The organism is Chryseolinea soli (assembly GCF_003589925.1).
Classification (GTDB): domain Bacteria; phylum Bacteroidota; class Bacteroidia; order Cytophagales; family Cyclobacteriaceae; genus Chryseolinea; species Chryseolinea soli.
Genome location: NZ_CP032382.1, coordinates 1,900,740 through 1,927,016, shown reverse-complemented (window position 1 = coordinate 1,927,016; position 26,277 = coordinate 1,900,740). Strand labels below are relative to the sequence as shown.

At 51.5% G+C, this 26,277-nt stretch carries 24 protein-coding genes and 1 riboswitch; of the genes, 7 read left to right on the top strand and 17 right to left on the bottom strand.

Annotated elements, in window-relative coordinates; genetic code table 11:
* The 6 genes from D4L85_RS08315 to fumC all read right to left on the bottom strand — a co-directional run bounded on the left by D4L85_RS08315 (window position 1) and on the right by fumC (window position 7,092).
* On the bottom strand, window positions 1-1,524 hold the full coding sequence (locus tag D4L85_RS08315; RefSeq protein ID WP_119753886.1) for a GH3 auxin-responsive promoter family protein: 1,524 nt from the start codon (window positions 1,522-1,524) through the stop codon (window positions 1-3).
* 79 nt (window positions 1,525-1,603) lie between these two features.
* Window positions 1,604-2,395, bottom strand: coding sequence for an LPS export ABC transporter ATP-binding protein (gene lptB, locus D4L85_RS08310; RefSeq protein ID WP_119753885.1), 792 nt, complete (start codon window positions 2,393-2,395; stop codon window positions 1,604-1,606).
* 3 nt (window positions 2,396-2,398) lie between these two features.
* A complete protein-coding gene (gene recJ / locus D4L85_RS08305) occupies window positions 2,399-4,099 on the bottom strand; it encodes a single-stranded-DNA-specific exonuclease RecJ (RefSeq protein WP_119753884.1) in 1,701 nt (566 codons plus the stop codon).
* A 3-nt stretch (window positions 4,100-4,102) separates the two neighbouring features.
* The gene (locus D4L85_RS34970) at window positions 4,103-4,855 is read right to left on the bottom strand and encodes a hypothetical protein (RefSeq protein ID WP_119753883.1); all 753 of its coding nucleotides are present in this window, start codon (window positions 4,853-4,855) and stop codon (window positions 4,103-4,105) included.
* A 147-nt stretch (window positions 4,856-5,002) separates the two neighbouring features.
* Window positions 5,003-5,638 (bottom strand): coiled-coil domain-containing protein, encoded by a 636-nt coding sequence (locus tag D4L85_RS08295; protein WP_073142989.1) that lies wholly within the window; start codon window positions 5,636-5,638, stop codon window positions 5,003-5,005.
* A 56-nt stretch (window positions 5,639-5,694) separates the two neighbouring features.
* The gene (fumC, locus tag D4L85_RS08290) at window positions 5,695-7,092 is read right to left on the bottom strand and encodes a class II fumarate hydratase (RefSeq protein ID WP_119753882.1); all 1,398 of its coding nucleotides are present in this window, start codon (window positions 7,090-7,092) and stop codon (window positions 5,695-5,697) included.
* Window positions 7,093-7,278: 186 nt separating this feature from the next.
* Between fumC and D4L85_RS08285 the strand changes: the two genes are divergently transcribed.
* Entirely contained in the window at window positions 7,279-7,863 is a 585-nt protein-coding gene (locus tag D4L85_RS08285) for a 2'-5' RNA ligase family protein (protein ID WP_119753881.1), read from the top strand.
* A gap of 28 nt (window positions 7,864-7,891) precedes the next feature.
* Here D4L85_RS08285 and D4L85_RS08280 read toward each other — a convergent pair whose 3' ends face one another.
* Window positions 7,892-8,758 (bottom strand): 1-aminocyclopropane-1-carboxylate deaminase/D-cysteine desulfhydrase, encoded by an 867-nt coding sequence (locus tag D4L85_RS08280; protein WP_228450812.1) that lies wholly within the window; start codon window positions 8,756-8,758, stop codon window positions 7,892-7,894.
* Window positions 8,759-8,874: 116 nt separating this feature from the next.
* Between D4L85_RS08280 and D4L85_RS08275 the strand changes: the two genes are divergently transcribed.
* Both D4L85_RS08275 and D4L85_RS08270 read left to right on the top strand, forming a co-directional pair.
* Window positions 8,875-9,930, top strand: a complete 1,056-nt coding sequence (locus D4L85_RS08275) for a PA0069 family radical SAM protein (RefSeq protein ID WP_119753880.1) — start codon at window positions 8,875-8,877, stop codon at window positions 9,928-9,930.
* Between the two features lie 89 nt (window positions 9,931-10,019).
* A complete protein-coding gene (locus D4L85_RS08270; RefSeq protein ID WP_119753879.1) occupies window positions 10,020-11,216 on the top strand; it encodes a GAF domain-containing sensor histidine kinase in 1,197 nt (398 codons plus the stop codon).
* Here D4L85_RS08270 and D4L85_RS08265 read toward each other — a convergent pair whose 3' ends face one another.
* The 5 genes from D4L85_RS08265 to mutY form a co-directional block, all read right to left on the bottom strand.
* Window positions 11,217-12,575 carry a dipeptidase gene (locus D4L85_RS08265; protein ID WP_119753878.1) on the bottom strand — a complete coding sequence of 453 codons (1,359 nt, stop codon included), beginning with the start codon at window positions 12,573-12,575 and terminating at the stop codon, window positions 11,217-11,219.
* Window positions 12,576-12,700: 125 nt separating this feature from the next.
* Window positions 12,701-13,309, bottom strand: coding sequence for a gliding motility lipoprotein GldD (gldD, locus tag D4L85_RS08260; RefSeq protein ID WP_119753877.1), 609 nt, complete (start codon window positions 13,307-13,309; stop codon window positions 12,701-12,703).
* The gene (gldE, locus tag D4L85_RS08255; RefSeq protein WP_160143605.1) at window positions 13,296-14,609 is read right to left on the bottom strand and encodes a gliding motility-associated protein GldE; all 1,314 of its coding nucleotides are present in this window, start codon (window positions 14,607-14,609) and stop codon (window positions 13,296-13,298) included. Before gldE ends, gldD begins: the two co-directional genes overlap by 14 nt.
* A gap of 22 nt (window positions 14,610-14,631) precedes the next feature.
* Entirely contained in the window at window positions 14,632-15,081 is a 450-nt protein-coding gene (locus D4L85_RS08250; RefSeq protein WP_119753875.1) for a single-stranded DNA-binding protein, read from the bottom strand.
* A gap of 76 nt (window positions 15,082-15,157) precedes the next feature.
* The gene (gene mutY / locus D4L85_RS08245; RefSeq protein WP_119753874.1) at window positions 15,158-16,222 is read right to left on the bottom strand and encodes an A/G-specific adenine glycosylase; all 1,065 of its coding nucleotides are present in this window, start codon (window positions 16,220-16,222) and stop codon (window positions 15,158-15,160) included.
* Window positions 16,223-16,321: 99 nt separating this feature from the next.
* On the opposite strand from mutY, the gene D4L85_RS08240 reads away from it, so the two are divergent.
* From D4L85_RS08240 to D4L85_RS08230, 3 genes are all read left to right on the top strand, one after another.
* Window positions 16,322-16,627: an HU family DNA-binding protein gene (locus tag D4L85_RS08240; protein WP_073142978.1), complete on the top strand. Its 306-nt coding sequence runs from the start codon at window positions 16,322-16,324 to the stop codon at window positions 16,625-16,627.
* Window positions 16,628-16,720: 93 nt separating this feature from the next.
* Window positions 16,721-17,533, top strand: a complete 813-nt coding sequence (locus D4L85_RS08235) for a tetratricopeptide repeat protein (RefSeq protein WP_119753873.1) — start codon at window positions 16,721-16,723, stop codon at window positions 17,531-17,533.
* Window positions 17,534-17,745: 212 nt separating this feature from the next.
* A complete protein-coding gene (locus D4L85_RS08230) occupies window positions 17,746-19,302 on the top strand; it encodes an Rne/Rng family ribonuclease (RefSeq protein ID WP_119753872.1) in 1,557 nt (518 codons plus the stop codon).
* Here the strand turns inward: D4L85_RS08230 and D4L85_RS08225 are convergent.
* The 5 genes from D4L85_RS08225 to D4L85_RS08205 form a co-directional block, all read right to left on the bottom strand.
* The gene (locus D4L85_RS08225) at window positions 19,292-20,131 is read right to left on the bottom strand and encodes an Fpg/Nei family DNA glycosylase (protein WP_119753871.1); all 840 of its coding nucleotides are present in this window, start codon (window positions 20,129-20,131) and stop codon (window positions 19,292-19,294) included. The genes D4L85_RS08230 and D4L85_RS08225 overlap by 11 nt on opposite strands.
* 80 nt (window positions 20,132-20,211) lie before the next feature.
* Window positions 20,212-21,444 (bottom strand): serine hydrolase domain-containing protein, encoded by a 1,233-nt coding sequence (locus D4L85_RS08220; RefSeq protein WP_119753870.1) that lies wholly within the window; start codon window positions 21,442-21,444, stop codon window positions 20,212-20,214.
* Window positions 21,445-21,529: 85 nt separating this feature from the next.
* Entirely contained in the window at window positions 21,530-22,084 is a 555-nt protein-coding gene (gene frr / locus D4L85_RS08215) for a ribosome recycling factor (RefSeq protein ID WP_119753869.1), read from the bottom strand.
* 36 nt (window positions 22,085-22,120) lie between these two features.
* Complete coding sequence (gene pyrH / locus D4L85_RS08210; protein ID WP_073142968.1) at window positions 22,121-22,828, bottom strand: UMP kinase; 708 nt, start codon at window positions 22,826-22,828, stop codon at window positions 22,121-22,123.
* A gap of 122 nt (window positions 22,829-22,950) precedes the next feature.
* Window positions 22,951-23,445, bottom strand: a complete 495-nt coding sequence (locus D4L85_RS08205) for a biotin/lipoyl-containing protein (protein ID WP_119753868.1) — start codon at window positions 23,443-23,445, stop codon at window positions 22,951-22,953.
* Between the two features lie 143 nt (window positions 23,446-23,588).
* Window positions 23,589-23,685, top strand: a riboswitch (TPP riboswitch).
* 49 nt (window positions 23,686-23,734) lie between these two features.
* Between D4L85_RS08205 and D4L85_RS08200 the strand changes: the two genes are divergently transcribed.
* A complete protein-coding gene (locus D4L85_RS08200; protein WP_119753867.1) occupies window positions 23,735-26,191 on the top strand; it encodes a TonB-dependent receptor in 2,457 nt (818 codons plus the stop codon).
* Window positions 26,192-26,277: the final 86 nt, after the last annotated feature.

Here is a 26,277-nt window from a genome sequence, read left to right as displayed (position 1 = left end):
TCAGGATTCGCGCATCATGCTGAGGATGTCGTCGACATACTCGCGTGAATTGGCAAGGCGGGGAACCTTGTTTTGACCGCCCAACTTTCCGCGGCGCTTCATCCAATTGTAGAATGTGCCTTCGCGCACGCTGTGGATCTTTGGTGCGATGAGTGCCAGGTTGTGGTGGCGCTTGGCGTCGTAGTCGGAGTTGATGGAGCGCAACGCTTCATCGAGCTCGTGAGCGAAAGCCGGCAGGGTTGGCGGCTCGACTTTAAATTCAATGATCCATTCGTGACGGCCTTGCTTGCCTTCTTCGAGATAGACCGGTGCTGCCGTAAAGTTGTCGATCACGGCGCCGGTGGCTTCGCAGGCTTTTGTGATGGCCGCCTCGGCGTTCTCCACAATCACCTCTTCGCCGAATGCATTCATGAAATGCTTGGTGCGTCCCGTGATCTTTATCCGGTAGGGCGACAGTGATGTGAACTTTACAGTATCCCCCAGGTTGTAGCGCCACAGACCCGAATTGGTGGAGATGACCATCGCATAATTTTTATCCAACTCCACTTCCCCCAAACGCAGCGCACGCGGATGTTCCTTGTCCAACTCATGGGCGGGAATGAATTCGTAGAAGATGCCATAGTCCAGCATCAACAACAGCTCTTCGGAATTTTTCTGATCCTGAATCCCAAAAAAGCCTTCACTGGCATTGTAGGTCTCCCAATACTGCATTTTTTCAGTGGGAATAAGCGATTGAAAAAGGGAGCGGTAGGGTGCGAACGATACGGCGCCGTGAAAGAAAACTTCAAGATTGGGCCACACTTCGAGGATACTGCTCTTCTTTTCCAGTTCTACAATTTTTTGAATGAGCAGCACCGTCCATGTCGGCACGCCCGCGATGTTGGTGACGTTCGTCTTGGCGGTTTCGCGGGCCAGTTTTTCAATCTTCTCTTCCCAGTTGCCCATCAACGCCGTTTCGAGGCTTGGCGTGCGGATAAACTGTGCCCAAGGCGGAAGATTCTGCATGATCACGGCCGACACGTCGCCGTAGTAGGACGAGGCGCTTGGATCCAATTCATTGATCTGGTGACTTCCTCCCACGGCCAGGCCTTTGCCGTCGAACAATTTCGTTTCCGGAAAATTGTTCACGTAGATGGAAAGCAAATCCTTGCCCCCTTTGAAATGACAATCCTCTAATGCCTCCTGCGACACGGGAATGAACTTGCTGCGCGCGTTGGTGGTGCCCGACGACTTGGAGAACCATTTGATCTCCGAAGGCCACAAAATGTTTTGCTCACCTTTCATGAGCCGTTCGATGTAGGGATAGGTCTCCTCGTAGGTGTGGATGGGAATGCGTTCGCGAAACTGGTCGTAGGTCTGAATGCTGCCAAAGTCATATTGCTGGCCGAATTCCGTGAACCGGGCGGTTTGGATCAACTTCTTTAAAAGCTCATCCTGAACCTCAATAGGGTACTTGATGAAAAGCTCAATCTGATGAATGCGCTTTTGCATTACCCATGTCAATATCGAATTGATCAACCCCATTGAAAACGTGTGAACGTCAAAAATAAACAAACTTGCAGTTACTTGTTCTGCGCCTTAAGCAACAAAAGATAGCAAAAAATCAGATGTTCGGTTCCGATGGGTCTGGCCAGTTGTCGTTGGTGTCGACTGCTTTGGATGCGAGTTTGGAGCGTCGTAGTTCGAAATTCTGGCCGAGATATACTTTGCGCACTTGCGGATCGCTGGCCAGTTCTTCGGCGGTGCCGGCCTTGAATAATTTTCCATCCACCATCAGGTAGGCGCGGTCGGTGATGGAAAGGGTCTCGTCCACGTTGTGGTCGGTGATGAGGATGCCGATGTTCTTATTTTTCAGCTTTGATACGATCGACTGGATCTCCTCCACGGCAATGGGATCCACGCCGGCAAAGGGTTCGTCCAATAAAACGAAGTGGGGGTCCACGGCCAGGGCGCGGGCAATTTCTGTGCGACGGCGTTCGCCACCCGAAAGCGACATGCCCCGGTTTTTTCGGACCTTATGCAAACTGAATTCCTCGATGAGCATATCCACCTTCTCCTTGCGCTGCTGCTTGTTGAAGTTGCGCATCTCCAACACAGACATGATGTTTTCTTCTACGGTGAGCTTGCGAAAGACCGAAGCCTCTTGCGCAAGATAGCCGATGCCTTTTCGGGCGCGCTGGTACATGGGCAGCGGCGTGATCTCTTCATCATCCAGAAAAATGCGGCCTTCGTTTGGTTTGATCAGGCCCACCATCATGTAGAACGACGTGGTCTTTCCGGCGCCATTGGGTCCCAGCAATCCCACGATCTCGCCCTGGCTCACCTGGACGGAAACGTCGTTCACCACGGTGCGTGTTTTATATTTTTTGATCAGATGTTCTGCCCGAAGGATCATGCCTCAATGAAATTTGATGTCTTTTATACGCAACTGAATGGAAGTGGTGCCATTGAACGTGTTCTCCTCGATGGTGAACACCATCTTGAACATGTCGCCTTTGGCCAGTCGATCATAGCGATCGGCCAGGTCGAAGCCCACGGCCTGAAAAACGCTTTCATTTTTGTGCTGTGCCACGAGAAAGCGAACGTGACGGTCCTTGAAACTCGACAGGGAATTGAAAACATACAACCCGCTGGCTTCGAAAACAGGACGTTGATTTTCGGGTCCGAAGGGGGCCATTTGCTTGAGCACGGTGATAAATTTTGGCGTGATCATGTCGAAATGAAGCGGCATGTCCACGTCGATCACCGGCGTGAGCATTTCCTCTGTGATGGTGGAGGAAACTACCTGTTCAAATTTTTGCTGGAACAGCTCCAGGTTGTTGATGTCCAGGGTGAGCCCTGCGGCATATTTATGGCCGCCGAATTTTTCGAGCAGGTCGCTGCACTCGAGGATGGCGCCATAAAGGTCAAAGCCATTCACGCTGCGGGCGGAGCCGGTTATTTTATTGTTCGATTCGGTCAAGATCACGGTGGGCCGATAATATTTCTCCACACATCTAGCAGCAACTATGCCAATCACGCCTTTATGCCAGGTGTTTTTGAAAAGCACGGTAGATTTTGCTGCCCGTAGGGTGGCATCGCCCTCGATCATGGCGATAGCTTCCTCGGTGATATCGGAGTCGAATTGCTTGCGTACCTCGTTTTTGAGGTTCACCTTTTCGGCCATCATGTTGGCCTCTTCTTCCGTTTCGGCGATGAGGAGTTCTACGGCGGCACTGCCATGGGCCACACGACCGGCGGCGTTGATGCGCGGACCCAGCGTGAACACGATGCCGGAAACATCCAGTTCATTGCGCAAGCCGGCGATGTCCTTGAGGGCCTTGAGACCCGGACGGGGATCTTCGTTCAATTTCTTCAATCCGAAATTGGTCAGGATGCGGTTCTCGCCGGTGATGGGAACAATGTCGGAAGCGATGCTAACCGCGACAAGATCGAGGAAGGAGTACACTTCTTTTTCGTCGCGGAAACGCCGGGCAAAAGCTTGCATGAATTTGAAGCCGAGACCACATCCGCTCAGTTCTTTATAGGGATAGGGACAATCGCTTTGCTTTGGATCGAGCACGGCCACAGCTTGCGGAATGGATTCGTCGGGCAAGTGATGGTCGCAGATGATAAAATCGATGCCTTTCAGGAGGGCAATGTTCACCAGCTCCGACGACTTAATGCCACAGTCCAGCGCGATGATCAGCGTGCACTGATTTTGTTCGGCCCACTCCACACCGGCCAGCGAAACGCCATAACCCTCGGCATACCGGTCGGGGATATAAATTTTGCAATGCGGATAGAAATTGCGCAGGTAGCTATAGACCAACGCCACCGAAGTGGTTCCGTCTACATCGTAGTCGCCGTAAATAAGAATTTTTTCCTCGCGGTCGATGGCCTGTTTCAAGCGGCTCACGGCCTGCTCCATGCCCTTCATGAGAAAAGGATCGTGAAGATGTTCTAGCGATGGGCGAAAGAAAAGTTTAGCGCTTTCGAAGTCGGCGATGCCGCGCTGGATTAGGATGGACGATAGGTAGGAATTGATGTTGATGGCCTTCGATAACTGCTCGATCTGCTCGGGAGCAGGAATATCCCTTGACAACCATCTTTTATCCATGAACTAGTTTGCTTCGATTTTTACACTGCCTTTAATACCTGTAACGCCGCTGATGCTGTCCAACCCCGGAGAGCCGTCTTTGCCATTCTTGCGTGAAGGGCCCAGGCCTGCGCCGCCGTGGTATCCGGCTTTGCCGCTGAGGCCCGCGGCGCCGCCATTGTTGTTAACGAGGATCTTTGTGCCTAACATATCGCGTAGAAGCTGTGTCTTTTTGCTGGTCAAGGTGAGCACGCCGCCGTTTGCGCCGTTTCCGCCCTGCCCTGCGTTGCCGCCGTTCGAGCCATTGCCACCATTACAGTGCAAGGTGCCCGGACTGCCGCCGCCGCCGTTTCCGCCGTTCCCCCCGCGACCGCCGTTGCCTCCGGAAATGTCGATGGTGAGTACGCCCTTCAGGCTAACTCTTTCAAGATACAGAAAAAGATTTATCCCTGCTGTACCATCAAGACCTTTGGTGCCATCTCTTCCCGCCGTGCCGTCTAAACAAGGACCAATGGGGGTGATGCCCGGCTTGCCATTGCGGCCTGGCTGGCCGTCGATGCCCTTGCCGTCGATGACACAATGGTTGCCGATGGCGGCTACTTTGACGCGGATAAAATTTTCGGGTTTCAGTTTATTCAGGATCAAACGGGAGGAATCCATCATCACCAGCGTGTCGGCCACGAGGATATCGGACTGACCCAGGTCGTAGGATTGGTTGGTTTTGATGACGAGTTTGCTCACCCTGACTTGCGCTGTCACGGTGGAGGATAAAATCATAGCCAAAAACCAAAATACTACTCGACCCATCTCACAAAAATAATCCAGTATTCTTCTTAAGAAAATTAGTTTCGGCGCGAATCCGGAGAAATAAAGAAAGCAGTGCGAATCCGCACTGCTTTGGCATTTAATAATTTGAAGGTCAGCTTATTTGCCGGCAGCCGGCTTGTCGCCCACTACGCCTTCCAGCACGTCTTTGATCTCGACGCGTTGGCCATCCTTGTAGGGCACGATCCAGGCATCTTTTACACCCATTTCGCGCATGTATTTCTTGAACGTATCGGCCTCCCAGTAGTCGCGGAAGATGCCGATGGTCAACTTTTGCGGCTCGCCGTCTTTGGCTTCGCCACCGAAGTTGGGGTTGTTGTCGAAATACTTCTGCAGGTTCTTATTCTTGAAGGCGCCGATCTGCACCTTGAAGACCACACCTTTCGAGAAGTCCATGGAGTTCACCACCGGGGCTTCCTTCAGGGCGGCCAGTTCGGCCTTGGTGGAAGTGAGTTGGCCTCTCAGCTGTGTGAGCTGATCTTCCAGCTCGGCGATCTTCGCATCCTTATCGCTGATGGAAGACTGCATCTGGGTGACTTTCTGGTTGAGGGAGCTCACCGTGTTGTCGGCGGTCTGTTTGTCCTCGATGAGTTGCTTCAGGTTGGCGGGGTTCTTGCCATACTCCTTGGCTTTTTTCTTCCATTCTTTCTTCTCCTTTTTAGAGAGCTGTGCAAAGGTCTGCGTCGAAGCAATCATCAACGCGAGGCAGAAGAATAGTATGATTCCTTTTTTCATTCTCGGATTGGTTAAAATCAAATTAAAGGTACGATAATTTTGGAAATATGTTCAACCTAGTCCAAGCTGCCTACCATTTTCTCGGGTCTTACCCACTCATCGAACTGGGCCGACGTCAACAATCCTAACTCGACAGCGGCCTCGCGCAGGGTCTTGTTTTCCTTGTGGGCCTTCTTGGCAATCTTCGCCGCATTCTCATAGCCGATGTGGGGGTTGAGGGCCGTCACCAACATGAGCGAGTTCTCCATGTGCTGCTTGATGATGGCATAGTTGGGCTCGATCCCCTCTGCGCACTTCTCATTAAACGACACACAGGCATCGCCCAGGAGGCGGGCCGACTGCAAAACGTTGGCGGCAATGACGGGCTTGAACACGTTGAGCTCGAAGTGGCCGGTTGCCCCACCGATGGAAACCGCGACGTCGTTGCCCATCACCTGCGCACACACCATGGTGAGTGCTTCGGGTTGGGTTGGGTTAACCTTGCCGGGCATGATGGACGAGCCGGGTTCGTTATCGGGGATGACGAGCTCGCCGATGCCCGACCGCGGACCGGAGCTAAGCATACGAATGTCGTTGCCGATCTTCATGAGGCTTACGGCCACCCGCTTCAAGGCACCAGACAATTCTACCATGGCATCGTGGCCGGCCAGGGCTTCAAACTTGTTGGGGGCAGTGATAAAGGGATACTTGGTGAGGTCGGCGATTTTTTTAGCCACGAGCACATCGTAGCCCTTCGGGGTATTCAGGCCTGTGCCCACGGCGGTTCCTCCCAAGGCAAGTTCACGCACCATTTCCAATGCATTCCTTAAGGCGCGCATACCATTGTCCAGTTGCTGAACATAGCCGGAGAATTCCTGACCCAGGGTGAGCGGGGTGGCATCCATGAAGTGGGTGCGGCCAGTCTTCACAATGTTCTTATACTCGGCCGACTTCTTGGCCAGCGTGTCGCGCAGTTTCTGTATGCCGGGCAGGGTGATCTCGGTCACTTGCTTGTAGGCCGCAATGTGCATGGCCGTGGGGAAGGTGTCGTTAGACGATTGTGATTTGTTCACGTCGTCGTTGGGATGAAGCACCTTCTTTTCGTCTTCCAGCTTTCCGCCGTGGATCACATGGGCACGGTAGGCAATGACCTCGTTTACGTTCATGTTGCTTTGTGTGCCCGAGCCGGTTTGCCAGATCACCAGGGGAAATTCCGCATCGAGTTTGCCGGCCAGGATCTCGTCGCAGACTTTGCCGATGAGATCTTTCTTGTCGGCCGCGAGCAGACCCAGTTCGTGGTTGGCCTGGGCGGCAGCCTTTTTGAGATAGGCAAAAGCATAAATGATCTCCTTGGGCATGCTGGCCTCGGGGCCGATCTTGAAATTGTTGCGGGAACGTTCCGTTTGTGCGCCCCAGTATTTGTCGGAAGGCACCTTCACCTCGCCCATGGTATCTTTCTCGATGCGATAATTCATAGCGTTTTTAAATTTGAGGGCAAAAATAGGAAAAGGTTAAAAAGAAAATCTATTCCGGTCAATTTAAAGCAAAGGACCATTTATTTCGATTCAAGGCTCGGACACGCATAAGAAATTGCCCTTTCAAAAGGGCCGGCCGCCTTTCACATTTGGGATGGCTCCAGCGAATTCGTATCTTTAGCCTCTATGCGGCGGCCCATAGTTGATGACTCCAAAGAAGAAAAGCTCTATTTCATAGCCATTATTCCTCCCGCCCCTATTTATGAAGTTGCGTTGGAACAGAAGGAGTATTTCAAAACGCACTACAACAGCAAGGCCTCGCTCAATTCGCCACCCCACATCACATTGCACATGCCCTTCAAATGGAAAGAAAGGGAAGAGGATGAACTGAGAGATCAGCTCCTTCATTTTTCGCGCAACACCCCGGCCGTGCCGGTCAAGCTGGAGAACTTCTCTTCGTTTCCGCCCCGGGTCATTTTTATAAATGTGGTGCTGAGCCAGGAGCTCGACAACCTGCAAAAGAGCCTTCACCGGTTTTGCAAAAGGGTGTTGAATCTTTTCAATGCCAACTACAAGGAGCTACCGTTCCATCCGCATGTGACCCTGGCTTTTCGGGATCTAAAGAAGCCCAACTACCAGCGTGCTTGGGAAGAGTTTCAGCAGAAGAATTTTGAAGCTGAATTTGTGGCGGATAAGATGGCGTTGCTCAAACATGATGGACGGGTGTGGAAGGTGTATGAGGAGTTTAAACTCCAGGAGGCAGTGGCGTGATCGGCGTCCATCCAAATCCAACCGGCCTTTAATATTTACCCTGGAGACCGCCCGTATGAATGGCCAATAGCGTGGAGCCTCTCTTGAAAAATCCTTGTTTTATGAGATCGAAAATGCCCGACATCATTTTGCCGGTGTAGATAGGTTCAAGGGGTACGCCATGATCCTCTTTGAACTGAACTATGAATTGCAGCAGGTCGGGTGTGAATTTGGCGTAGCCTCCAAAGTGATAATCCGTGATGAGTTGCCAATTTGTTTTGCTGGGGCACCATCGCTGTATTTCTTCGGCCATTCCATAGGCGCCTTTCAACGCAGAAAATCCCAGTACTGTTTTTGTTGGAGGATAGCCACGGATGAGACCGGCCAGCGTACCACCTGTCCCTACCGGGCAGCAGAGATAATCGAATGATGGATCGAGCGACGCAGCAAATTCGGAAGCACCCTGCACCGCTTCTTCGTTGCTGCCTCCTTCCGGCACCAAAACAAATGAACTAAATTCTTTCTCGAGGGTTTCAATGAAATCGGCTTCTGTTTTATGACGGTAGGATTCGCGCGAGACATAGTGCAGTTGCATGCCCCGGTCTTTTGCAAATTGCAAAGTGTCGTTCAAAAGAGGATGCTCTTCGCCCCGGACAACGCCGATGGATCGAAAGCCAAGCTCGTGACAAGCCGCCGCTGCGGCATACAAATGATTTGAATACGCCCCGCCGAAGGTGAGCAGCGTTTTTGAAGGATGCTGAAAAACTTTTTCAAGGTTGTATTTCAACTTCCACCACTTGTTGCCGGATACGTAGGGATGATTCAAATCCTCTCGTTTCAACATAACGCGGATGCCGGCTTCGGCAAAAGCGGGATCGTGAATTTCAACAAGGGGAGTGGATTGGTAGGCCAGCACGCAGTAGAGGATTCCACATCAAATATCAGAAAAAAATCCTCCCCAAAAGGTTGCAGGGTCCGAAACACAATACTAATATTGTTAGAGACTACAACTAAATAAATTAGTTAGGCGCTATGGAGGAGGAGGATTATTTTAAAGGGCGTGGCGCCCAAATAAAAACAGAAAATAAATTTCTGAAGGCCCAGTATGTAGAAGAACATATTGAAGGCCTCGACGAGCCTTTGCTCAGCGCACCCCAAACACAGGTGTTCTTCGAAACGGCCAAAACCATCGTGAACAAAGTGAACAGCCCTGACCTGGGGCTGGCCTATTCGCTCAACCCCTACCAGGGCTGCGAGCATGGGTGCATTTATTGCTATGCCAGGAACACGCATGAGTATTGGGGATTCAGCGCAGGTCTGGATTTCGAATCGAAGATCGTTGTGAAAAAGAACGCGGCGTCGCTGCTTGAGAAATTTATTCTCAATCCGAACTGGGACCCGGTGCCGATCAGCGTGAGTGGCAATACCGACTGCTATCAACCCATCGAAAAGAAACTGGAGATCACACGGAGTTTGTTGAAGATCTTTGCGCAGTATCGCCATCCTTTGGGAATGATTACCAAAAACAGTCTCGTGTTGCGAGACTTGGACTTGTTGACCGATTTGGCAAAGGACCACCTCGTCCATGTTTACATTTCCATCACAACACTCGATGAATCGCTGCGTCGCATCATGGAGCCCCGAACGGCCAGTGCCATAAAGCGATTGAAGACCATCGAGGAACTTGCCAAAGCGAATGTACCCGTAAGCGTTATGAATGCACCCATCATTCCGGGTCTTAACCATCATGAAATTCCACAAGTTTTGAAGGCAGCGGCCGATCATGGCGCATTGTCGGCAGGGATGACGATCGTGCGGCTCAATGGCGCAATCGGCAATATCTTTGAGGATTGGCTGCGTAAAAATTTTCCAGACCGTTTTGAGAAAGTGTGGCACCAGATCTGTTCCATGCACGGTGGAAATGTGAACGATTCACAGTTTGGACGACGCATGAGCGGTGAAGGCAATTTTGCCGAAGCCATCCACCAATTGCATCGCACAGCAAAAAGAAAATATTTCAAAGACCGGTCTATGCCCGCGCTCGATCTCACCAAATTCCGCAAAGGAGGAAACTTGAGTTTGTTCTGAAAAATTACATTTCTGCCGTTGATCTGATTTTTGCTGTCTGCCGGAAAATCCAGGGTTTAACTTTGTATCGGACCCGATTACCCTCTTTCATGACTGTTCCACACAAACCCGAAAATGAAAGCTTGCGCCTGCAGGCTTTGCACTACTACGACATCTTAGACACCGCCGCAGAAAAAGATTTCGACGACATCGTCGAGCTCGCCTCCCAACTTTGCGAAACGCCGATTTCGCTGGTAAGCCTCATCGACTCCGATCGGCAATGGTTCAAAGCCCGCCACGGCATCGACAAACACGAAACACCTCGCGACATAGCCTTTTGCGCCTATGCCATCCACCAGGACGATATCATGGCCGTTCACGATGCCACCGCCGATGCGCGTTTCCGCGATAACCCCCTGGTGACCGGAAGCCCCGACATTCGCTTCTATGCCGGCATGCCACTCATCACCGCCGAAGGCTTTAAACTGGGAACACTTTGTGTCATCGACCGGAAACCAAAAGAACTTACCCAGAAACAGATCTTTGGTTTGAAGATCCTGGCCAAACAAGTGATGAAACAACTCGAACTGCGCGCTACGGTAAAAGAATTGAAACGCCTCAACGCGGCAAACAGCAAGATGCTTTCCATCATTGGCCATGATCTGCGAAGCCCTATGCAAAGCCTCGAGAGTGTTGTCGGCCTGGCAAAAGCAGAGGCCCTGACCCCCGCTGAATTTACTTCCATGATCAACACGATTGGCAAGTCGCTGGGATCCGCCAATGTTCTTTTCAACAACCTCATGCAATGGGCCTCCACCCAATTCAACGGCGGCGGCCCGCAGTGGCAGCTGATCGATTTGAAAGTTTTGTTTACCGATGAGATGGTGAGCTACGACTACTTTGCCGAAAAAGGAAACCGTTTTGTCAACACCATCCACGACGAGATCCAGGTGTGGGCCGATCCCAACATGGTGCGCTTTGTGATCCGAAACCTGGTGCACAACGCAAACAAGTTTACCCAAAACGGCAAGATCACCCTCTCCGCGAAAAGCGAAACAATGGAAGCCGTGATTTGCCTGGAGGACACCGGCGCAGGCATGACCACGACAACACTCGAAGGACTGTTTGATTGGGAGAAGCGAAAAAGCACCGCCGGCACAAACGGCGAAAAAGGTTCAGGACTTGGCCTGCAGGTCTGCAAGGAAGTAGTGGAAAAAATGCACGGTAAAATCTGGGTGGAGAGTGAACACGGGAAAGGCTCCCGGTTCTATTTCTCTCTCCCCCTCAGCATGATCAAACAGTATTGATCACTTCTTCACGAAATGCTTGTAGAACGACACGATCGTCTCGATACCCATCACAAAATTCTTCACGCCATAATGTTCGTTGGGCGAGTGAATGGCGTCGGTGTCAAACCCAAAGCCCAACAACACCGTGTCTAATCCCAATTCTTTTTTGAACAACGCCACGATGGGAATGCTTCCCCCGTCGCGTGTTGGGATCGGCGTTTTTCCAAAGACATCTTCGAAGGCACGGCTCGCGGCTTGATAGGCCGGCGAATCTGTCGACGTCACCGCAGGCTCGCCCCCGTGATGGGCCATGACTTTCACCGTAACGTATTTTGGCGCGAGCGATTGGAAATGTTTTGTGAAGAGCTCCGTGATCTCTGTGCTAACCTGGTTGGGCACGAGGCGCATGGAAATTTTTGCGTGGGCTTTCGAAGGCAATACGGTCTTGGCCCCTTCGCCGGTGTAGCCACCCCAAATGCCGTTCACGTCGAGCGTGGGTCGCACGCCGGTGCGTTCCAGTGTGGTATAGCCCTTCTCTCCTTTTATTTCGGTAATGCCAAGCTCGTGTTTATATTCCTCCAGGTCGAATGGTGCATCGTTGAGTGCTTTGCGTTGGGCGGCCGTCAGCTCGGCAACTTTGTCATAAAAGCCGGGAATGGTGATCCGGCCGTTTTCGTCGTGCAAGGCGTCGATCATGCTGCACAGCACATTCACGGGGTTGGCAACGGCGCCGCCGTATACACCCGAGTGCAAGTCGCGATTTGGGCCTGTCACTTCCACTTCCATGTAGCTTAGTCCGCGCAAGCCCGTGGTGATGGAGGGATGTTCCAGCGAGATGAGGGCCGTGTCGGAAATGAGAATGATGTCGGCTTTGAGCTTGGCCTTATTTTCTTTTACGAACGTTCCGAGATTGTCGGATCCCACTTCTTCTTCACCTTCCACCATGAACTTGACGTTGCAGGGCAGCAGGTTCAGTTTCATCATGGTCTCGAATGCTTTCACGTGCATGTAGACCTGGCCCTTGTCGTCGCATGCGCCGCGGGCGTAGATCTTGTCGTCTTTGATCACGGGTTCGAAGGGAGGCGAGGTCCACAGATTCAACGGATCGGGTGGCTGCACGTCGTAGTGGCCGTACACCAACACGGTGGGCAGTGCGGGGTTGACAATCTTTTCGGCAAAGACAATGGGGTGACCTTTTGTTTCACAGATCTCTACTTTGTCGACACCGGCCTGCGAAAATTTTTCGCGCAGGAATTCCGCTGCCTTGCGCACGTCGCCTTTGTGACGGCTGTCGGCACTCACAGAAGGAATGCGAAGCCAGTCGAAAAGCTCTGACAGGAAACGGTCTTTGTTTGACGCAATATATTCTTTCACCATAAAATGATAGAGTTAGGAAAATGAGTTATGGCCGCAAATTATGATTTGGGTTGGCAGCCTCCAAGCGTTGCGATGTAATTAGAACGGGGACACACGGCGATCATGAACCAGCCCAAACCAGGGTGCTATTTGCCCTGTTTCCACGCCAAGGTGTTGATCAGGTGCATGATGTCTTTTTTCATAAACTCGATGGCGGGCGCCAGCGAATCGTTGGCCACTTTTGTGTTGAAATACAACGCCCCGCGCATAAAATTCTTCGTGGAGTCGGTCACGGTGAATTGAAATTGGCTGGGCACCTCCCCCTCCAACTCGGCAATGACCGCCGTTTTTCCACTGGGTGTTTTCGTGATCGCTTCGTTGATGGCGTAGGCTTTGATCTGGTGCTTGGCGGTGAGTGTATAGGAATCGTCGAGATATTCCTTCAGCATTTTTTGATTTTGAATGGGCTTATACGTGATGTGCACGTTGGCCTTGATGGTAGGATAATAGATCTCCACCCAAAACCGTTCGCGAATGCGCGACGTGTCGGACAACAAGGTGGCATGCTTTGAATACTCGAACATGTAGGGCAACGAATCCGGCAGGCTCCGGTACTCGTGTTCGGGTAAAATGAGCCGGTTATAACCCAACGGCTTTGGTTGATATTCCTGTTGGCATCCCAAAAGACCAAGGAAAAAGCCCGCAACAAGCCAGGCCGTGAAAGGGGTGATACGAAACTTTTTAGGCCTGCTCATGAACTTGTACACGTACGCGTTTTATCCGGTTATGGTCGATGGATTCGACAACAAAGGTAAGATGTTCAAAGGTAATTTGTGCCCCTACCGGCGGCAACTCCCCTTGCAAAGAAAGGATCAGTCCGCTCAGCGTCCCCGTTTCTCCGGCCACCGCGCTGAAAATGCCCGGGGCAATCGCCAGCGTCTTGCAAAAATCGGTTAGCAAAACTTTGCCTTCAAAAATAAATGACCTCCTGCCAATACGTTGGAAAGGAATGGCCACTTCGTCGAACTCGTCGTTGATGTCGCCAATGATCTCTTCAATGATGTCCTCCATCGTGATCAATCCGGAAGTCACTTTGTTCTCGTCCACGACCATGGCAATGTGCACGCGTTTCTCCTGGAAATCTTTTAGCAGTGCGTCGATCTTTTTGGTTTCGGGAACGGAAAAGACCGGGCGGAGAAGGGACTGCCAGTTGAAATCCGCATCCAATTCCAGGAAAGGAAGCAGGTCCTTTATATACAGGATACCCTCGACGGTGTCGAGCGCATTGCGGTAGACGGGAATACGCGAAAATCCAGACTTTTCTACATGCTCCATCAGCACATGAAAGTTGCTGGCGATGTCGATGGCCGAGATCTCGCGGCGTGCACACATGATCTCTTTTGCCGTGAGCGTACCGAAGTTGACAATGCCCCGTAAGATCTCTTTTTCACCTTCCGAGGTCGCGTCATCGGCAGAGGCCAATTCTATGGCTTCGTTCAGTTCCTGTGCGGGCGTTTGGGTGCGGGGTTCAAAAAGACGTTCTACAAAAACCGTCATTCTTCGCATAGGTCTCGAAACGGGCTTGCAAAGGGCGGCAAAAAATTTCCACGTAGGCGCGGCACGGCGTGCGATCGCTTTGTTGCGGGGAGCGGCCAACATTTTTGGGAAAATTTCGCCGAAGAACGCCAGAAAGGCTGCCGCCGGAACAAGGGTCAGGGTCACGTGCCAAACGGTAGGGTTATACGCATCGTTCAGGATCCACCACTGCAGCGCCAGGAACGTGATCAGGCACACATTCACCAGCCCGTCGAGAATGAGGATGGTCACCAGCAGCACGCGGGGTTTGCTCAGCAGCGTGGCCACGTCGCGGTCTCGCTTGTCGGCGCTTTGACGGAAGGCTTCCAGGTCGCTGGGCGTCAAGGTGAAGAACGCGGCCTCACACGCCGAGATCACCGCCGACAAAATAAGGAGCAGCACCAGAAAGGACAGGCTCACGGCGTGCAGTCCTGAAAAAATATCGAGCAGGATCGGGGTGTAACTGGGAGGTTCGTCCACAAGCGTTAGCGTTGGTGAAACATCAGAACGGCAGGTCGTCGGTACTGTTGTCGGCCGGTGCGCTGGCGCGGAAGCTGTCGGAAGAGTTGCTTTCTGCTCCCGAGTAGCCCGAAGAGTAGCCGCCGCCTGAGCCGCTGCCACCCTTTGTGGAGAGCATGGTCATGTTATCGCCCACGACTTCGGTCGTGTAACGCGTCACACCTTCCTTTTCCCAGGAGCGGGTGCGGAGTTTGCCTTCAACAAAAACCATGTCGCCTTTGTGAAGATATTTTTGAGCGATCTCGGCCAGTCCACGCCACAGCACGATGTTGTGCCATTCGGTGATCTCTTTCTTTTCGCCCGTGGTTTTGTCTTTATAGCTTTCCGACGTGGCAATGGTGAAGTTGGCCACGGTGGCTCCGTTTTCAAGGTTTCTAACTTCCGGGTCTTTGCCCAGGCGTCCTACTAAGATCACTTTATTTACTCCAGACATAGGTGTTTATATTAAGGGTTCTTGGTTACAAATAACGGCTCTTGAGGGGCCGAAACCAAAAATATCAATCTTCGCACTACTTTAAAAGGTCGCGATCGGCTAGAAAACGGCTAATCAACACAGGCTTGGGCAGGTCGGCAATTTTTTTCAACGAATAGAATTTCATGTCTTTGGTAAGACCATTTACCGACTTCGCGTCGATCCTTACCAAAATGAACTTCGAAAGAATGATTTGATGACTGAGCACGTGTTTGTACTGTTCGGAAGCTTCGCCATCTTCCTCAACAACCCAAGGACCCGAAGTGTTGAATTCCTGGATCAGCTTTTCCGTTTTCACGGGTTTTGATTTTTCGACCAGGTAAAAATCGTACAGGCCATGCCAGATGTCTTTTGCTTCCCGCTTTTTCATGAGCAACGACTTTCCTTGTTGAAAAACAAAATAATAGAAGTAACGCTTCCGGGCGGCCTTTGCCTTGGCTTTGACCGGCAGCACGGCTTGCATGTCGTGTTGGACCGCAAAACAGGTGGCTTTGAAGATGCAGGATGGGCAATCCGGATTTTTGGGTGTGCAAAAGAGCGCCCCGAACTCCATAACGGCCTGGTTATAACGGTCGGGATGCTTCCGCGAGATCAGTTCGTTGGCCAGTAGGGTGAACATTTTTCTTCCTTCCGGGCTGTTGATCTCCTTATCTATACCAAAAACGCGGGATAGCACGCGAAACACATTGCCGTCGACCACGGCCACAGGCTCCTGGAAGGAGAAGGACGCGATGGCCGCCGCGGTATAGTCACCCACGCCGCGGAGTTTTTTCAGTTCTTCGAAAGTTTTTGGAAAAACGCCTTGATAGCGGCTCACGACCTCTTTGGCGCAGGCGTGGAGGTTGCGTGCCCGTGTGTAATAGCCCAATCCTTGCCAAAGCCGGAGCACTTCCTGCTCCGCGGCGGCGGCCAGAGCCTGGACGGTCGGAAATCTTTCAACAAATTTCAGGTAGTAGGGCAAACCCTGGATTACACGCGTTTGTTGAAGGATTATCTCCGAAAGCCATACTTTATAGGGATCCTTTGTGTCGCGCCAGGGGAGGTCGCGCTTGTTTTCTTCATACCATTTAACGACTTTATCAGAGAAATATCGCTTGTCCATCTTGCTGATTATCAGATTTTTTCAATATTCATTTTTAATTCTGGGGGCAGCCTTTAAATTTGCCCTCCCGAAAATTTTTCGACTTAAAAATATAACACTGTGACCAAAGCAGACATCATCAATGAAATCGCTGAAAAGACCGGAGTAGACAAAGCCGACGTTACCGCATCGGTGGAAGCCTTCTTCAGCGTTGTGAAAACCTCCATGTCCAATGGCAACAACATCTACATCCGTGGTTTTGGCAGCTTTATCAACAAAAAGCGCAAGAAAAAGATAGCCCGCAACATTTCACGCAATACCGCTTTGGTCATTGACGAGCATTTTGTGCCCAGCTTCAAACCGGCCAAGATCTTCGTGAACAAGATCAAGAACAGCGACAAGGTAAAGCAACTGGAAGAGAAGTAGAACCTTAATTCCAGAGGCTTCAACGACACGGTGATGGAAAACAGGGCGCTACATCCAGCGCCCATCCTAAACTAACCGCTCGCCTTCAACCCCATGCTCAAAACCAGGATTCTATTGATCGTTGTCAGCGTCATTGTCATATGGCTGATCTTCCTATTGCCCAAGGTAGTGGTGGACAATGACAAAAAGCTGACCGAAAACACCACCGACTCTGCCCAGGCGCCGGCGGCCGACATGCATGCGCAAGCGCCACGCGAGGTGCTGGACCGGATCCGAATTTTGCGGGTTCAGTTGCGGGAAAGTGCGGCGAAAGAAAAAAATGCTATCTTTGCCGACTCTTTGGCAAAATTGTACCAAACGGCTGGAAAATTTGACAGTGCGGCTTGGTTTGCTGAAGAAGCATCGACGTTCTTAAATACTACTGAAAGTTGGATCAAGGCAGGTGATCTCTATTACCAGGCCTACACCTTCGCAGTCGAAAAAGGCAAGCAAGAACAGCTCGCCGAAAAGACCCGTGAGTTTTATGGAAAGGCCCTGGACGCAAACCCCAAGAACCTCGACATAAAAACGAAGATGGCCATGACCTACGTCACGTCGCCGAGTCCGATGCAGGGCATCACGATGTTGCGCGAAGTGTTGGCTACAGATCCGAAAAATGAACTGGCACTCTTTAACATGGGTATGCTCTCGTTTCAATCCGGCCAATACGACAAGGCCGTTGAGCGGTTGGAGACCCTGGTGAAGCTCGACCCCAAGCACACGCAAGCCCAACTCTTATTGGGCATCGCCTGGATGAACCTCGGCGACAAAGCAAAGGCGAAGGAGCAGTTCGACAAAGTGAAACAAATGGATAATGATCCGGCGGTGCAAGCTACCGTGGATTCTTATCTGAAGGATTTAAAATAATTGTTAAACCGTCCGCCATCGTGGGGGATAAAAATTAAAACATTACTATGCCAAGCGGTAAGAAAAGAAAGAAGCATAAAATGGCAACGCACAAGCGGAAGAAGCGTCTTAGAAAGAACAGGCACAAGAAGAAATAATCGGGTCACCGATTGAATTGCCGGCTCATCACGAGCCGGCCTATACACATCTTTTTATTTTTAATTTCTAAGGTTTTGAGTAACGAACTAATCATTAGTGCCACTCAGGACGGATGTCGTATAGCCCTTCTCAAAGACAAGACACTGGTTGAATTCCACAATGAAGAAGAAGGAACCAAGTTCACGGTAGGCGACATCTACCTGGGCACTGTTAAAAAGGTGGTTCAGGGGCTTAATGCAGCTTTCATCGATGTTGGTTACGATAAAGACGCCTTTCTTCATTACCTCGATCTCGGCCCTCAATTCAGCTCGCTTCAAAAGTTTACGAAGCTGGTGCGCGCCAAAAAGATCAATGGTGGAAAACTTGACAAATTCTCGCCGGAACAGGACATCGACAAGCATGGGAAAATTACCCAGCAGTTGTCCAAGAATCAATTGATACCGGTCCAGATTGTTAAAGAGCCGATCTCCACAAAAGGGCCCCGACTATCCTGTGAGCTATCCCTGGCCGGGCGATACCTGGTATTGGTACCATTTTCCAATGCCGTAAGCGTCTCGAAAAAAATTACGAGCAGCGAAGAGCGCAAGCGCTTGCTTCGCCTCATCCAATCCATTAAGCCACCCAATTTCGGGGTGATCATCCGCACCGTAGCCGAAAACAAGGAAGTAGCCGAACTCGACCGCGACCTGCGCTCGATGGTGACCACCTGGGAAGAAGGCATGACACGCCTCGTCAATGCCCAACCCCGCGAAAAGATCATCGGCGAACTGGACAAAACATCGTCGCTGTTGCGCGACATGCTCAACGAGTCGTTCGACAACATCCATGTAGACGATAAGAAGATCTACGAGGATGTGAAGACCTACATCCATACCATCGCTCCTGACAAGGAGAAGATCGTCAAGCTGTATAACGGCAAGGCCAAGATCTTCGAACACTACGGCATCGAACGCCAGATCAAATCGGCTTTCGGACAAACCGTGAGCTTGCGTGCGGGAGGTTATCTCATCATCGAGCACACGGAAGCCCTCCACGTCATCGACGTGAACAGCGGCAACAAGTCGAACCGGGAAGAAAACCAGGAAACGACGGCGCTCTCCGTGAATATGGAGGCCGCCAAAGAGATTGCCCGTCAGCTTAGGTTGCGCGATATGGGCGGGATCATCGTGGTGGACTTCATCGACATGAAGAACCCCGAGAACAAGAAGCTCATCTTTAAGATCATGAAAGATGAGATGATGGACGACAAGGCGAAATCCACCGTGTTGCCCCTGTCGAAATTCGGGCTTATGCAAATCACCCGCGAGCGTGTTCGCCCGCAGATGAACATCGCCACGAAGGAAGTTTGCCCTACCTGCAACGGCACCGGCAAGATCACCGCGTCCATTCTCATTTCGGATCTCATCGAGAAAAATATTGAACACCTGCTGGTGAAACAGAACGAGAAAGATCTCGTGTTGGCGCTTCACCCGTATTTGTATGCCTACTTCACCAACGGTTTCATTTCCGAACGCATGCGTTGGTATTTCAAATACAAGCGCTGGGTGAAAATGGTGAAGGATACTTCCATGGCCATTACCGAATACAAATTCCTTAACCGGGAAGGCGAAGAAATTCAACTCACTTCCTGATGCTTTTGCGTAGCGCCTGTCGGTTTGACGGGCGCTGCGTATAAAGTTTTTGACACGCCGGACAGAAATAAGCCGAACGTCCGCCAATCGTCTTAAACTCCGTAAAGCCCTTGCATCCTTCAGGGCATTTCAATCCCGCCTTCCGGTTTTCCAAAAAGAAGAATTCAGACATTTCTTTCTGATCGGCTCGTTTTTTTACGGCTACCTTCAGAACGGATTTCATGTGGGAATGGATCTCTTTCAATTGCGCTTCTCGCAAGGCGTTCGCCGGACTCTCCGGGTGAATGCGTGCCCGGAAAAGAATTTCATCCGAATACTCATTCCCCACTCCCGCAACAACACGCTGGTTCATGATCGCCGTTTTGATCGCGGTCTTTCGCTTCCGAAGTGATGCCACGAATTCCTTCTCCGATATTTTTAAAGCATCTTCTCCATAGCCCTGGCGTTGGATGAAGGCGTCGACATCGTCGACCCAACCGATCATCCCCAACTTGCGGGTGTCCTGAAAGGCCAGATTTTTTCCGTTCGCAAATTCGATGAGGAGGGCAAAACGTGTAAGCGAGTTTTTGTCGGGTTTATAATACACCAGGTCTCCCGTCATACCGAAGTGTAGCATGAGTGCGCCGTTGCGCTTGAGGAGCGCAAAGAAAAACTTTCCATGTCGCCGGGTTTCTGTGAACGTGTTACCTTCCAGGTTATCCAATACGTCTTTTTCTGTGGAATGAAAAAGCATTCCCGGAGCGGCGAGCCGGACGTGTTTTATTTTTTGACCCAGGGATGTTTTGTCAAAATAGCGTTTGAAACTTTCTACTTCCGGCAGCTCGGGCATGGGTGTTTTTTTGTTATTAACGACCGGTCCACGGGCATTGTTCAGGAAGCACTCGGGTTGCTACTTCGAGTTCGGGCGTTTTATTTTTCTACGGCTTCGAGTATGCGTTGCACGAAGCCATCGAGCGCAGCGTTGTCGATCCACCGGGTCACCACCACCAGGTCGTGTTCGGGGTCAACATAGATCATGTTGGTGCCGTTGCCAATGTGAGCAAATGCCGTAGCAGGAGCGCTTGGAAGATATTTTTTGTCGGTATTCAAAAACCAATTCATGAAACCATAAGTGGGTTGCGCCGGTGTGGGTGTGAGGGCCCAGGTCACCCATTTGTCAGACAACAGTTGTGTGTTTTTCCATTTTCCCCTGCGCAAAGTCAGGTAGCCGAACCGTGCCATATCCCTGGCGTTGATGAACATGCCTCCGCCCCAGTGGCCTCCGCCACCCACGGCCTGCACCAATTGTCCATCCAAAACCACCCACGAATTTTCATAGCCCATCCACCGCCACGATGGCGATGCACCGATGGGGTCCATGATGTATTCCTTCAACACTTGTGGAAGGGGCCTGCGCCAGAGGTTTAGCGTTGCCAGCGCGAGCACGTTCACCCGCACATCGTTGTATTCATAAACCGCTCCGGGTTTGGAGCGCGGACGGGTTTGCCATTCCGCGGGATTGGTTCCGGGGCGGTCGGCCCATTCCGGTTTTCCCCAAAGTGTGCCTTCCCAATCGCTGGTTTGACGAAGCAGGTCGTTCCAGGAGATGGTCCGGTTGTGTGGCGTGTCGAAAAGACGGATGAGCGAGGGTTCTCCAAAGTGATCGGCTTTGTTTGCTCCAGGCATAGGGTTGTATACGTTCACGGGCGCCATCACTTTGTAGACGGAGTCATAAATATCGGGGATCATCCCTTTGTCGTAGGCCACGCCCACCACGGAGGAGAGAAAGCTCTTGGTCACGCTAAAGGTCATGTCCACCCGCAACGGCTCGCCCCATTCGGCCACGATGTAGCCGTTTCGCACCACGATGCCCGTGGGTTCACCACGCGTGGCAAAGGGACCGATGCCATCGCCGAAAGGTTCTTTGCCATAGGTTTGGTAGTGTGATACCTCGAGGTTACGGGGATTTTTTGTTTCCTTTTCTTTCGCGAACGCGATGGCAGCTGCCAGCTTGTCGGCGTTCAGACCGGCCTCGGCGGGTGTTTTGGTTTGCCATTGTGTGGGTTCGGGATAGTAGGGGACCGGTGCGTTTTTCTTTTGCGGAAATGCAGTGGTGGCAATCAGGAAAAAAGCAATGGATACGAGCGAGGCAGAAACTTTCATAGGGTGCGGTTTAGGTCGGCTCTACAAATAAAAAAAGCCTGGCGCGAATTGTCAGGCTTTTTATAAGGTCGATGGAAAATGATCTTTAAACGGTCATGATCTCGGCTTCTTTCTTTTTCATGAGGGCGTCGATGCGGGCGATAAAATCGTCGGTCATTTTTTGGACGGTTTCTTCGGCGTTCTTCACGTCGTCTTCCGATGCACCCTTGATCTTTTTTAGTTGCTCGTTGGTTTCCTTGCGGATGGTGCGCACGCTCACTTTGCCATGCTCGCACTCCTGGCCCACTTGCTTCACCAGTTGTTTGCGTCGCTCTTCGGTGAGCATGGGCACGTTGATGATCACCTGCTGTCCATCGTTTTGTGGATTGAGCCCCAGGTTGGCGTTTATGATGGCGCGTTCAATTTCGGGGATCGTTCCTTTCTCCCAGGGTTTGATGAAGATGGTCCGGGCATCGGGAGAAGTCATGGACGACACCTGGTTGATGGGCGTCATGGCACCGTAGTAAGACACCAGGATGCCATCCAGCATGGCGGGGTTGGCTTTGCCGGCGCGGATCTTGGTGAGCTCGTGGCTCACGTGGTTGAGGCCTTTTGTCATGAGGTCCTTTGCCTCGTCAAGGAATAACTGAATTTCTTCCATGATACTATGTGATTAGCTAAGCGTGGTCGTGTCGTTTTAACTGATCAGGGTTCCTGCCTCTTCGCCCTTCACCACCTTCAGCAGGTTTCCTTTTTTGTTCATATCAAAAACAATGATGGGCAGATTGTTCTCCATGCAGAGCGTGAAGGCTGTCATGTCCATGATGTTGAGATTCTTTTCGTAGGCTTCCTGGAACGAAAGCTTGGTGTAGCGCGTGGCGTCGGGGAATTTTTCGGGATCCTTGGTGTAGACGCCGTCCACGCGGGTGCCTTTCAGCACGACGTCGGCCTGTACTTCCACGGCGCGCAAGCTGGCGGTGGAGTCGGTGGTGAAGTAGGGGTTGCCAATGCCGGCGCCGAAAATGACGATCCTTCCTTTTTCAAGGTGGCGGATGGCCCTGCGGCGGATGAATGGCTCGCACACCTGTTCCATTTTGATGCCCGACATCAGACGAGTGTAGACGCCGTGGCGCTCCAGGGCGCTTTGCAAGGCCATGGCATTGATCACGGTGGCCAGCATCCCCATATAGTCGCCTTGCACGCGGTCGATTCCCAGGGCTTCGGCCTGGCCGCCCCGGAAAATGTTGCCGCCGCCGATGACGATGGCGATTTCTACCTTTTCCTGCTGCAACGCCTTGATCTCGGCACAGTACTGCTCCAGCACATCGGGATTGATGTTGGTGCTTTTGGATGCTCCCTGGAGTGCTTCACCGCTGAGTTTGAGGAGTATGCGCTTGTATTTCATTCAGGATTGGTTAATGAGGCCGTAAAAAAGTGTCGCAATATATTCAGAAGCAGCAAGGTTGAAAAACGGCGCCCCGCAAATTCCGCAAAAACGTGCGTCCAAACGCTTCGGAAGAAGGTTTTTCAGAACTCGATCAACACCTGGTTTTTCTCCACGCTTTCACCCTTTTTCACCTTCACGGATTTCACCACGCTGTCGCCGGAGGCCTTGATGATGTTCTCCATTTTCATCGCCTCCAGGATCAGCAGCGGATCGCCGGTTTTTACGGGGTCACCTTCTTTTACCCGCAGGTCGATGATCAGGCCGGGCATGGGTGCTTTCACATTATTTATCTTGCTGCCGGCCGCGCCGTTCATGCCCATCTGCTCCAGCAGCAGGTCGAACTTGTCTTTCAGTGCAACTTTATAGAGTCTTCCGTTGATCTTGAACTGAAACGATTTTGTTTCTTTCTCCACGGCCACCACCTCGGCGTTGTAGCCTTTGTTGTCCAACTGGATGTGAAATCTTCCATCCGAAATTTTTACCAGGTCCCAGTTCAGGGGCTTGCCGTCCACCTGGAACGCGCCATCATTTGATGTGATGCTGAGCACTTGCTGGTTTACCGACGCTTTGTACATGGAGGTGCGGGTTGGTTTGTCCGTAAAGTTGCAATTTCCTGCGAAAATAAATATCCCGAAACAGCGCTGTTTACTGCCTTTGCGAAAAGTATTTGGTCGGAAGGTTGATAATTAAAAATTTCAGCATATACCTTTGTGCGTCCGAAAAGGACAAGGGGTGCCATAAAACAACGGGCTGAGATCATACCCAAAGAACCTGATGCCGGTAATGCGGCCGAAGGGAAGGCAAGGTTAAACGTAAGCAGGTGCATTCCCCTGTGCGCTGCAGGTTTAAACCATTTTTAACAACATGTTCAAAGTAGTATGTGTCGCCACAGCCATGCTGTGGTCGGCAGGCGCCTATGCGCAACAGTTTGCTGTCGACGGAACCGTCGAAGATGCAAAGACTCATCACGCGTTGCCCGGTGCAACCGTGGAAATGCAGGAACTCAAGCGGTTTGCCGTAGCCGATGAGTTTGGGAGGTTCACCCTCTCGAAAGTTCCGGCCGGTGAATTTACCCTGGCCGTGAGATTTCTCGGCTACATCGTGAAACAGGAAAAAGTTACGGTGCCCCTTAGCGGTCCCGTTACCGTAAGCCTGGAAGAATCGCTCCAGGTAACCGACGAAGTGGTGGTTGTCGCCACGCGCGCCAACGACAAAACGCCCACCACGTTCACCAACGTGAGCAAGCAAGCCATCCAGAAACAAAACTTCGGACAGGACCTGCCCATGCTTTTGAATTGGACGCCGTCGGTGGTGACCACTTCCGACGCGGGCGCGGGTGTTGGCTATACGGGTATTCGGATTCGCGGGAGTGATGCCACCCGGATCAATGTCACCGTGAACGGCATTCCTTACAACGACAGCGAGTCGCAAGGATCGTATTGGGTGGACATACCCGATATCGCGTCCTCGTCGCAGAGCATTCAAGTGCAGCGCGGTGTGGGCTCTTCAACGAATGGTGCGGGTGCATTTGGGGCGAGCATTAATTTGCAGACGAATACGCGCAACGATGCGCCCTATGCAAGTCTCATCACATCTGCCGGATCTTTTGGGACGCTGCGCAACACGCTTCAATTGGGTTCGGGTTTGCTGGACGATCATTGGGTGGTGGATGCCCGGGTGTCCAAGATCCAATCGGATGGCTTTATCGACAGAGCCTCTAGCAATCTGCAATCGTATTATTTTTCGGGAGGCTATTACAACAAAGGCACCATGCTGAAAGCGGTGGTTTTCGGTGGTAAGGAAAGGACGTATCAGGCTTGGTACGGTGTGCCGGAATCGCGTCTCCACAACGATGTGGAAGCGATGATGACCACGGCCTCCAACGAAGGTTGGAATGAAGCCCAGACACAAAACTTGCTGAACTCCAATAGTCGCACCTTCAATCCGTATACGTACAAAAATCAAGTAGACGACTACACACAAAATCACTACCAGCTTCATTTCTCCCAGCGTGTGAACGATGCGCTCACGGCCAATGTGTCGCTGCACTACACCAAGGGCAAAGGCTACTATGAAGAGTATCGCTACAACGATGATTTCGCTTCCTACGGTTTGTCGCCTGTCGTGATTGGAGACTCCACCATTGCTTCTTCGGATCTGGTGAGAAGGCGGTGGTTGAACAATGATTTTTATGGGCTGACCTATTCCCTCAACTACGACAAGGACAATTGGAATATCATTTTGGGCGGCGCCTGGAACCGCTATACAGGCGATCATTACGGCGAGATCATCTGGGCACAAGTGGCCACGGTTCCTACCGAATACCGGTATTACTTTAACAATGCCGACAAGCGCGATGGCAATGTTTACCTGAAGACCAGTTATCAATTCAGCAACAAGCTTTCGGGTTATGTGGATCTGCAGGTTCGCAAAATTCTCTACACGACCTCGGGTATAGAGAATAAACAGAACCCGATAAATGTCGATGCCAATTTCACCTTCTTCAATCCGAAAGCCGGTTTGACTTACGCGTTGGCCGACAATCAGCAACTCTACGGATCGTATGCGGTAGCTAACCGCGAGCCTGTGCGCGATGATTTTGTGGATGCTCCCAACGGCACCGTGCCTAAACATGAAACCTTGAACAACGTGGAGGTTGGCTATCGCCGCACGGGAAAGAATTATGCGCTTAATGTGAACTATTACCTCATGGACTATCACAACCAACTTGTGCTCACGGGTAAGGTGAACGACGTGGGCGCTTCCTTGCGGACGAACGTGGACAGAAGCTATCGCACCGGCGTGGAAGTGGAAGGGTTGCTGCGCATTTCACAGCAATTTTCGTGGACGGCCAACGTCACGTTGAGCCGCAACAAGATCCGCAACTTTAACGAAGTCCTGTATGACTATGGCCAGGACTTCGATCAATACCTGGAAGTGAAGCGAAGCTATAAAAGCACAGACATTGCGTTCTCTCCCAACGTGATTGTGGGCTCGGGTTTTTCCTACCGTCCTTTCAAGAACGTCGAGGTCACCTGGCTTTCAAAATATGTGGGTGCCCAATATCTGGACAATACATCCAATAAAAACCGGCGCATTAACGACTACTTTGTTAACGACCTGCGGCTGACGTATACCATCCACCCGTCGTTTATGCGCGAGATCGCGTTGAGCGGATTGCTGAATAATTTCTTGAATGAGAAATATCAGTCGAATGGGTATACGTGGGGCTATCTTGGTGGTGGAACCGAGTACCGGGAGAATTATTACTTTCCGCAGGCCGGAACGAATTTTTTGGTGATGGCGGCGTTTAAGTTTTAACCCCTCCTTCGCTGAAGCTTCAGCGGGCGAGCGGGCTGTGGGATCCGCCTTCGGGCCATGGCATTTCTGCATAAAAAATGCCGTTT

What these genes read in the sequence shown, in the direction of transcription:
- D4L85_RS08285 (WP_119753881.1), top strand. Translation starts at nt 7,279, where the DNA reads ATGCGGCGGCCCATAGTTGATGACTCCAAAGAAGAAAAGCTCTATTTC.
- D4L85_RS08265 (WP_119753878.1), bottom strand. Translation starts at nt 12,575, where the DNA reads ATGGTGAAAGAATATATTGCGTCAAACAAAGACCGTTTCCTGTCAGAG.
- pyrH (WP_073142968.1), bottom strand. Translation starts at nt 22,828, where the DNA reads ATGAAATACAAGCGCATACTCCTCAAACTCAGCGGTGAAGCACTCCAG.
- lptB (WP_119753885.1), bottom strand. Translation starts at nt 2,395, where the DNA reads ATGATCCTTCGGGCAGAACATCTGATCAAAAAATATAAAACACGCACC.
- D4L85_RS08275 (WP_119753880.1), top strand. Translation starts at nt 8,875, where the DNA reads ATGGAGGAGGAGGATTATTTTAAAGGGCGTGGCGCCCAAATAAAAACA.
- frr (WP_119753869.1), bottom strand. Translation starts at nt 22,084, where the DNA reads ATGGAAGAAATTCAGTTATTCCTTGACGAGGCAAAGGACCTCATGACA.
- fumC (WP_119753882.1), bottom strand. Translation starts at nt 7,092, where the DNA reads ATGAATTATCGCATCGAGAAAGATACCATGGGCGAGGTGAAGGTGCCT.
- D4L85_RS08270 (WP_119753879.1), top strand. Translation starts at nt 10,020, where the DNA reads ATGACTGTTCCACACAAACCCGAAAATGAAAGCTTGCGCCTGCAGGCT.
- D4L85_RS08235 (WP_119753873.1), top strand. Translation starts at nt 16,721, where the DNA reads ATGCTCAAAACCAGGATTCTATTGATCGTTGTCAGCGTCATTGTCATA.
- D4L85_RS34970 (WP_119753883.1), bottom strand. Translation starts at nt 4,855, where the DNA reads ATGATTTTATCCTCCACCGTGACAGCGCAAGTCAGGGTGAGCAAACTC.
- gldD (WP_119753877.1), bottom strand. Translation starts at nt 13,309, where the DNA reads ATGAGCAGGCCTAAAAAGTTTCGTATCACCCCTTTCACGGCCTGGCTT.
- D4L85_RS08200 (WP_119753867.1), top strand. Translation starts at nt 23,735, where the DNA reads ATGTTCAAAGTAGTATGTGTCGCCACAGCCATGCTGTGGTCGGCAGGC.
- D4L85_RS08205 (WP_119753868.1), bottom strand. Translation starts at nt 23,445, where the DNA reads ATGTACAAAGCGTCGGTAAACCAGCAAGTGCTCAGCATCACATCAAAT.
- D4L85_RS08315 (WP_119753886.1), bottom strand. Translation starts at nt 1,524, where the DNA reads ATGGGGTTGATCAATTCGATATTGACATGGGTAATGCAAAAGCGCATT.
- D4L85_RS08295 (WP_073142989.1), bottom strand. Translation starts at nt 5,638, where the DNA reads ATGAAAAAAGGAATCATACTATTCTTCTGCCTCGCGTTGATGATTGCT.
- mutY (WP_119753874.1), bottom strand. Translation starts at nt 16,222, where the DNA reads ATGGACAAGCGATATTTCTCTGATAAAGTCGTTAAATGGTATGAAGAA.
- D4L85_RS08220 (WP_119753870.1), bottom strand. Translation starts at nt 21,444, where the DNA reads ATGAAAGTTTCTGCCTCGCTCGTATCCATTGCTTTTTTCCTGATTGCC.
- D4L85_RS08225 (WP_119753871.1), bottom strand. Translation starts at nt 20,131, where the DNA reads ATGCCCGAGCTGCCGGAAGTAGAAAGTTTCAAACGCTATTTTGACAAA.
- recJ (WP_119753884.1), bottom strand. Translation starts at nt 4,099, where the DNA reads ATGGATAAAAGATGGTTGTCAAGGGATATTCCTGCTCCCGAGCAGATC.
- D4L85_RS08250 (WP_119753875.1), bottom strand. Translation starts at nt 15,081, where the DNA reads ATGTCTGGAGTAAATAAAGTGATCTTAGTAGGACGCCTGGGCAAAGAC.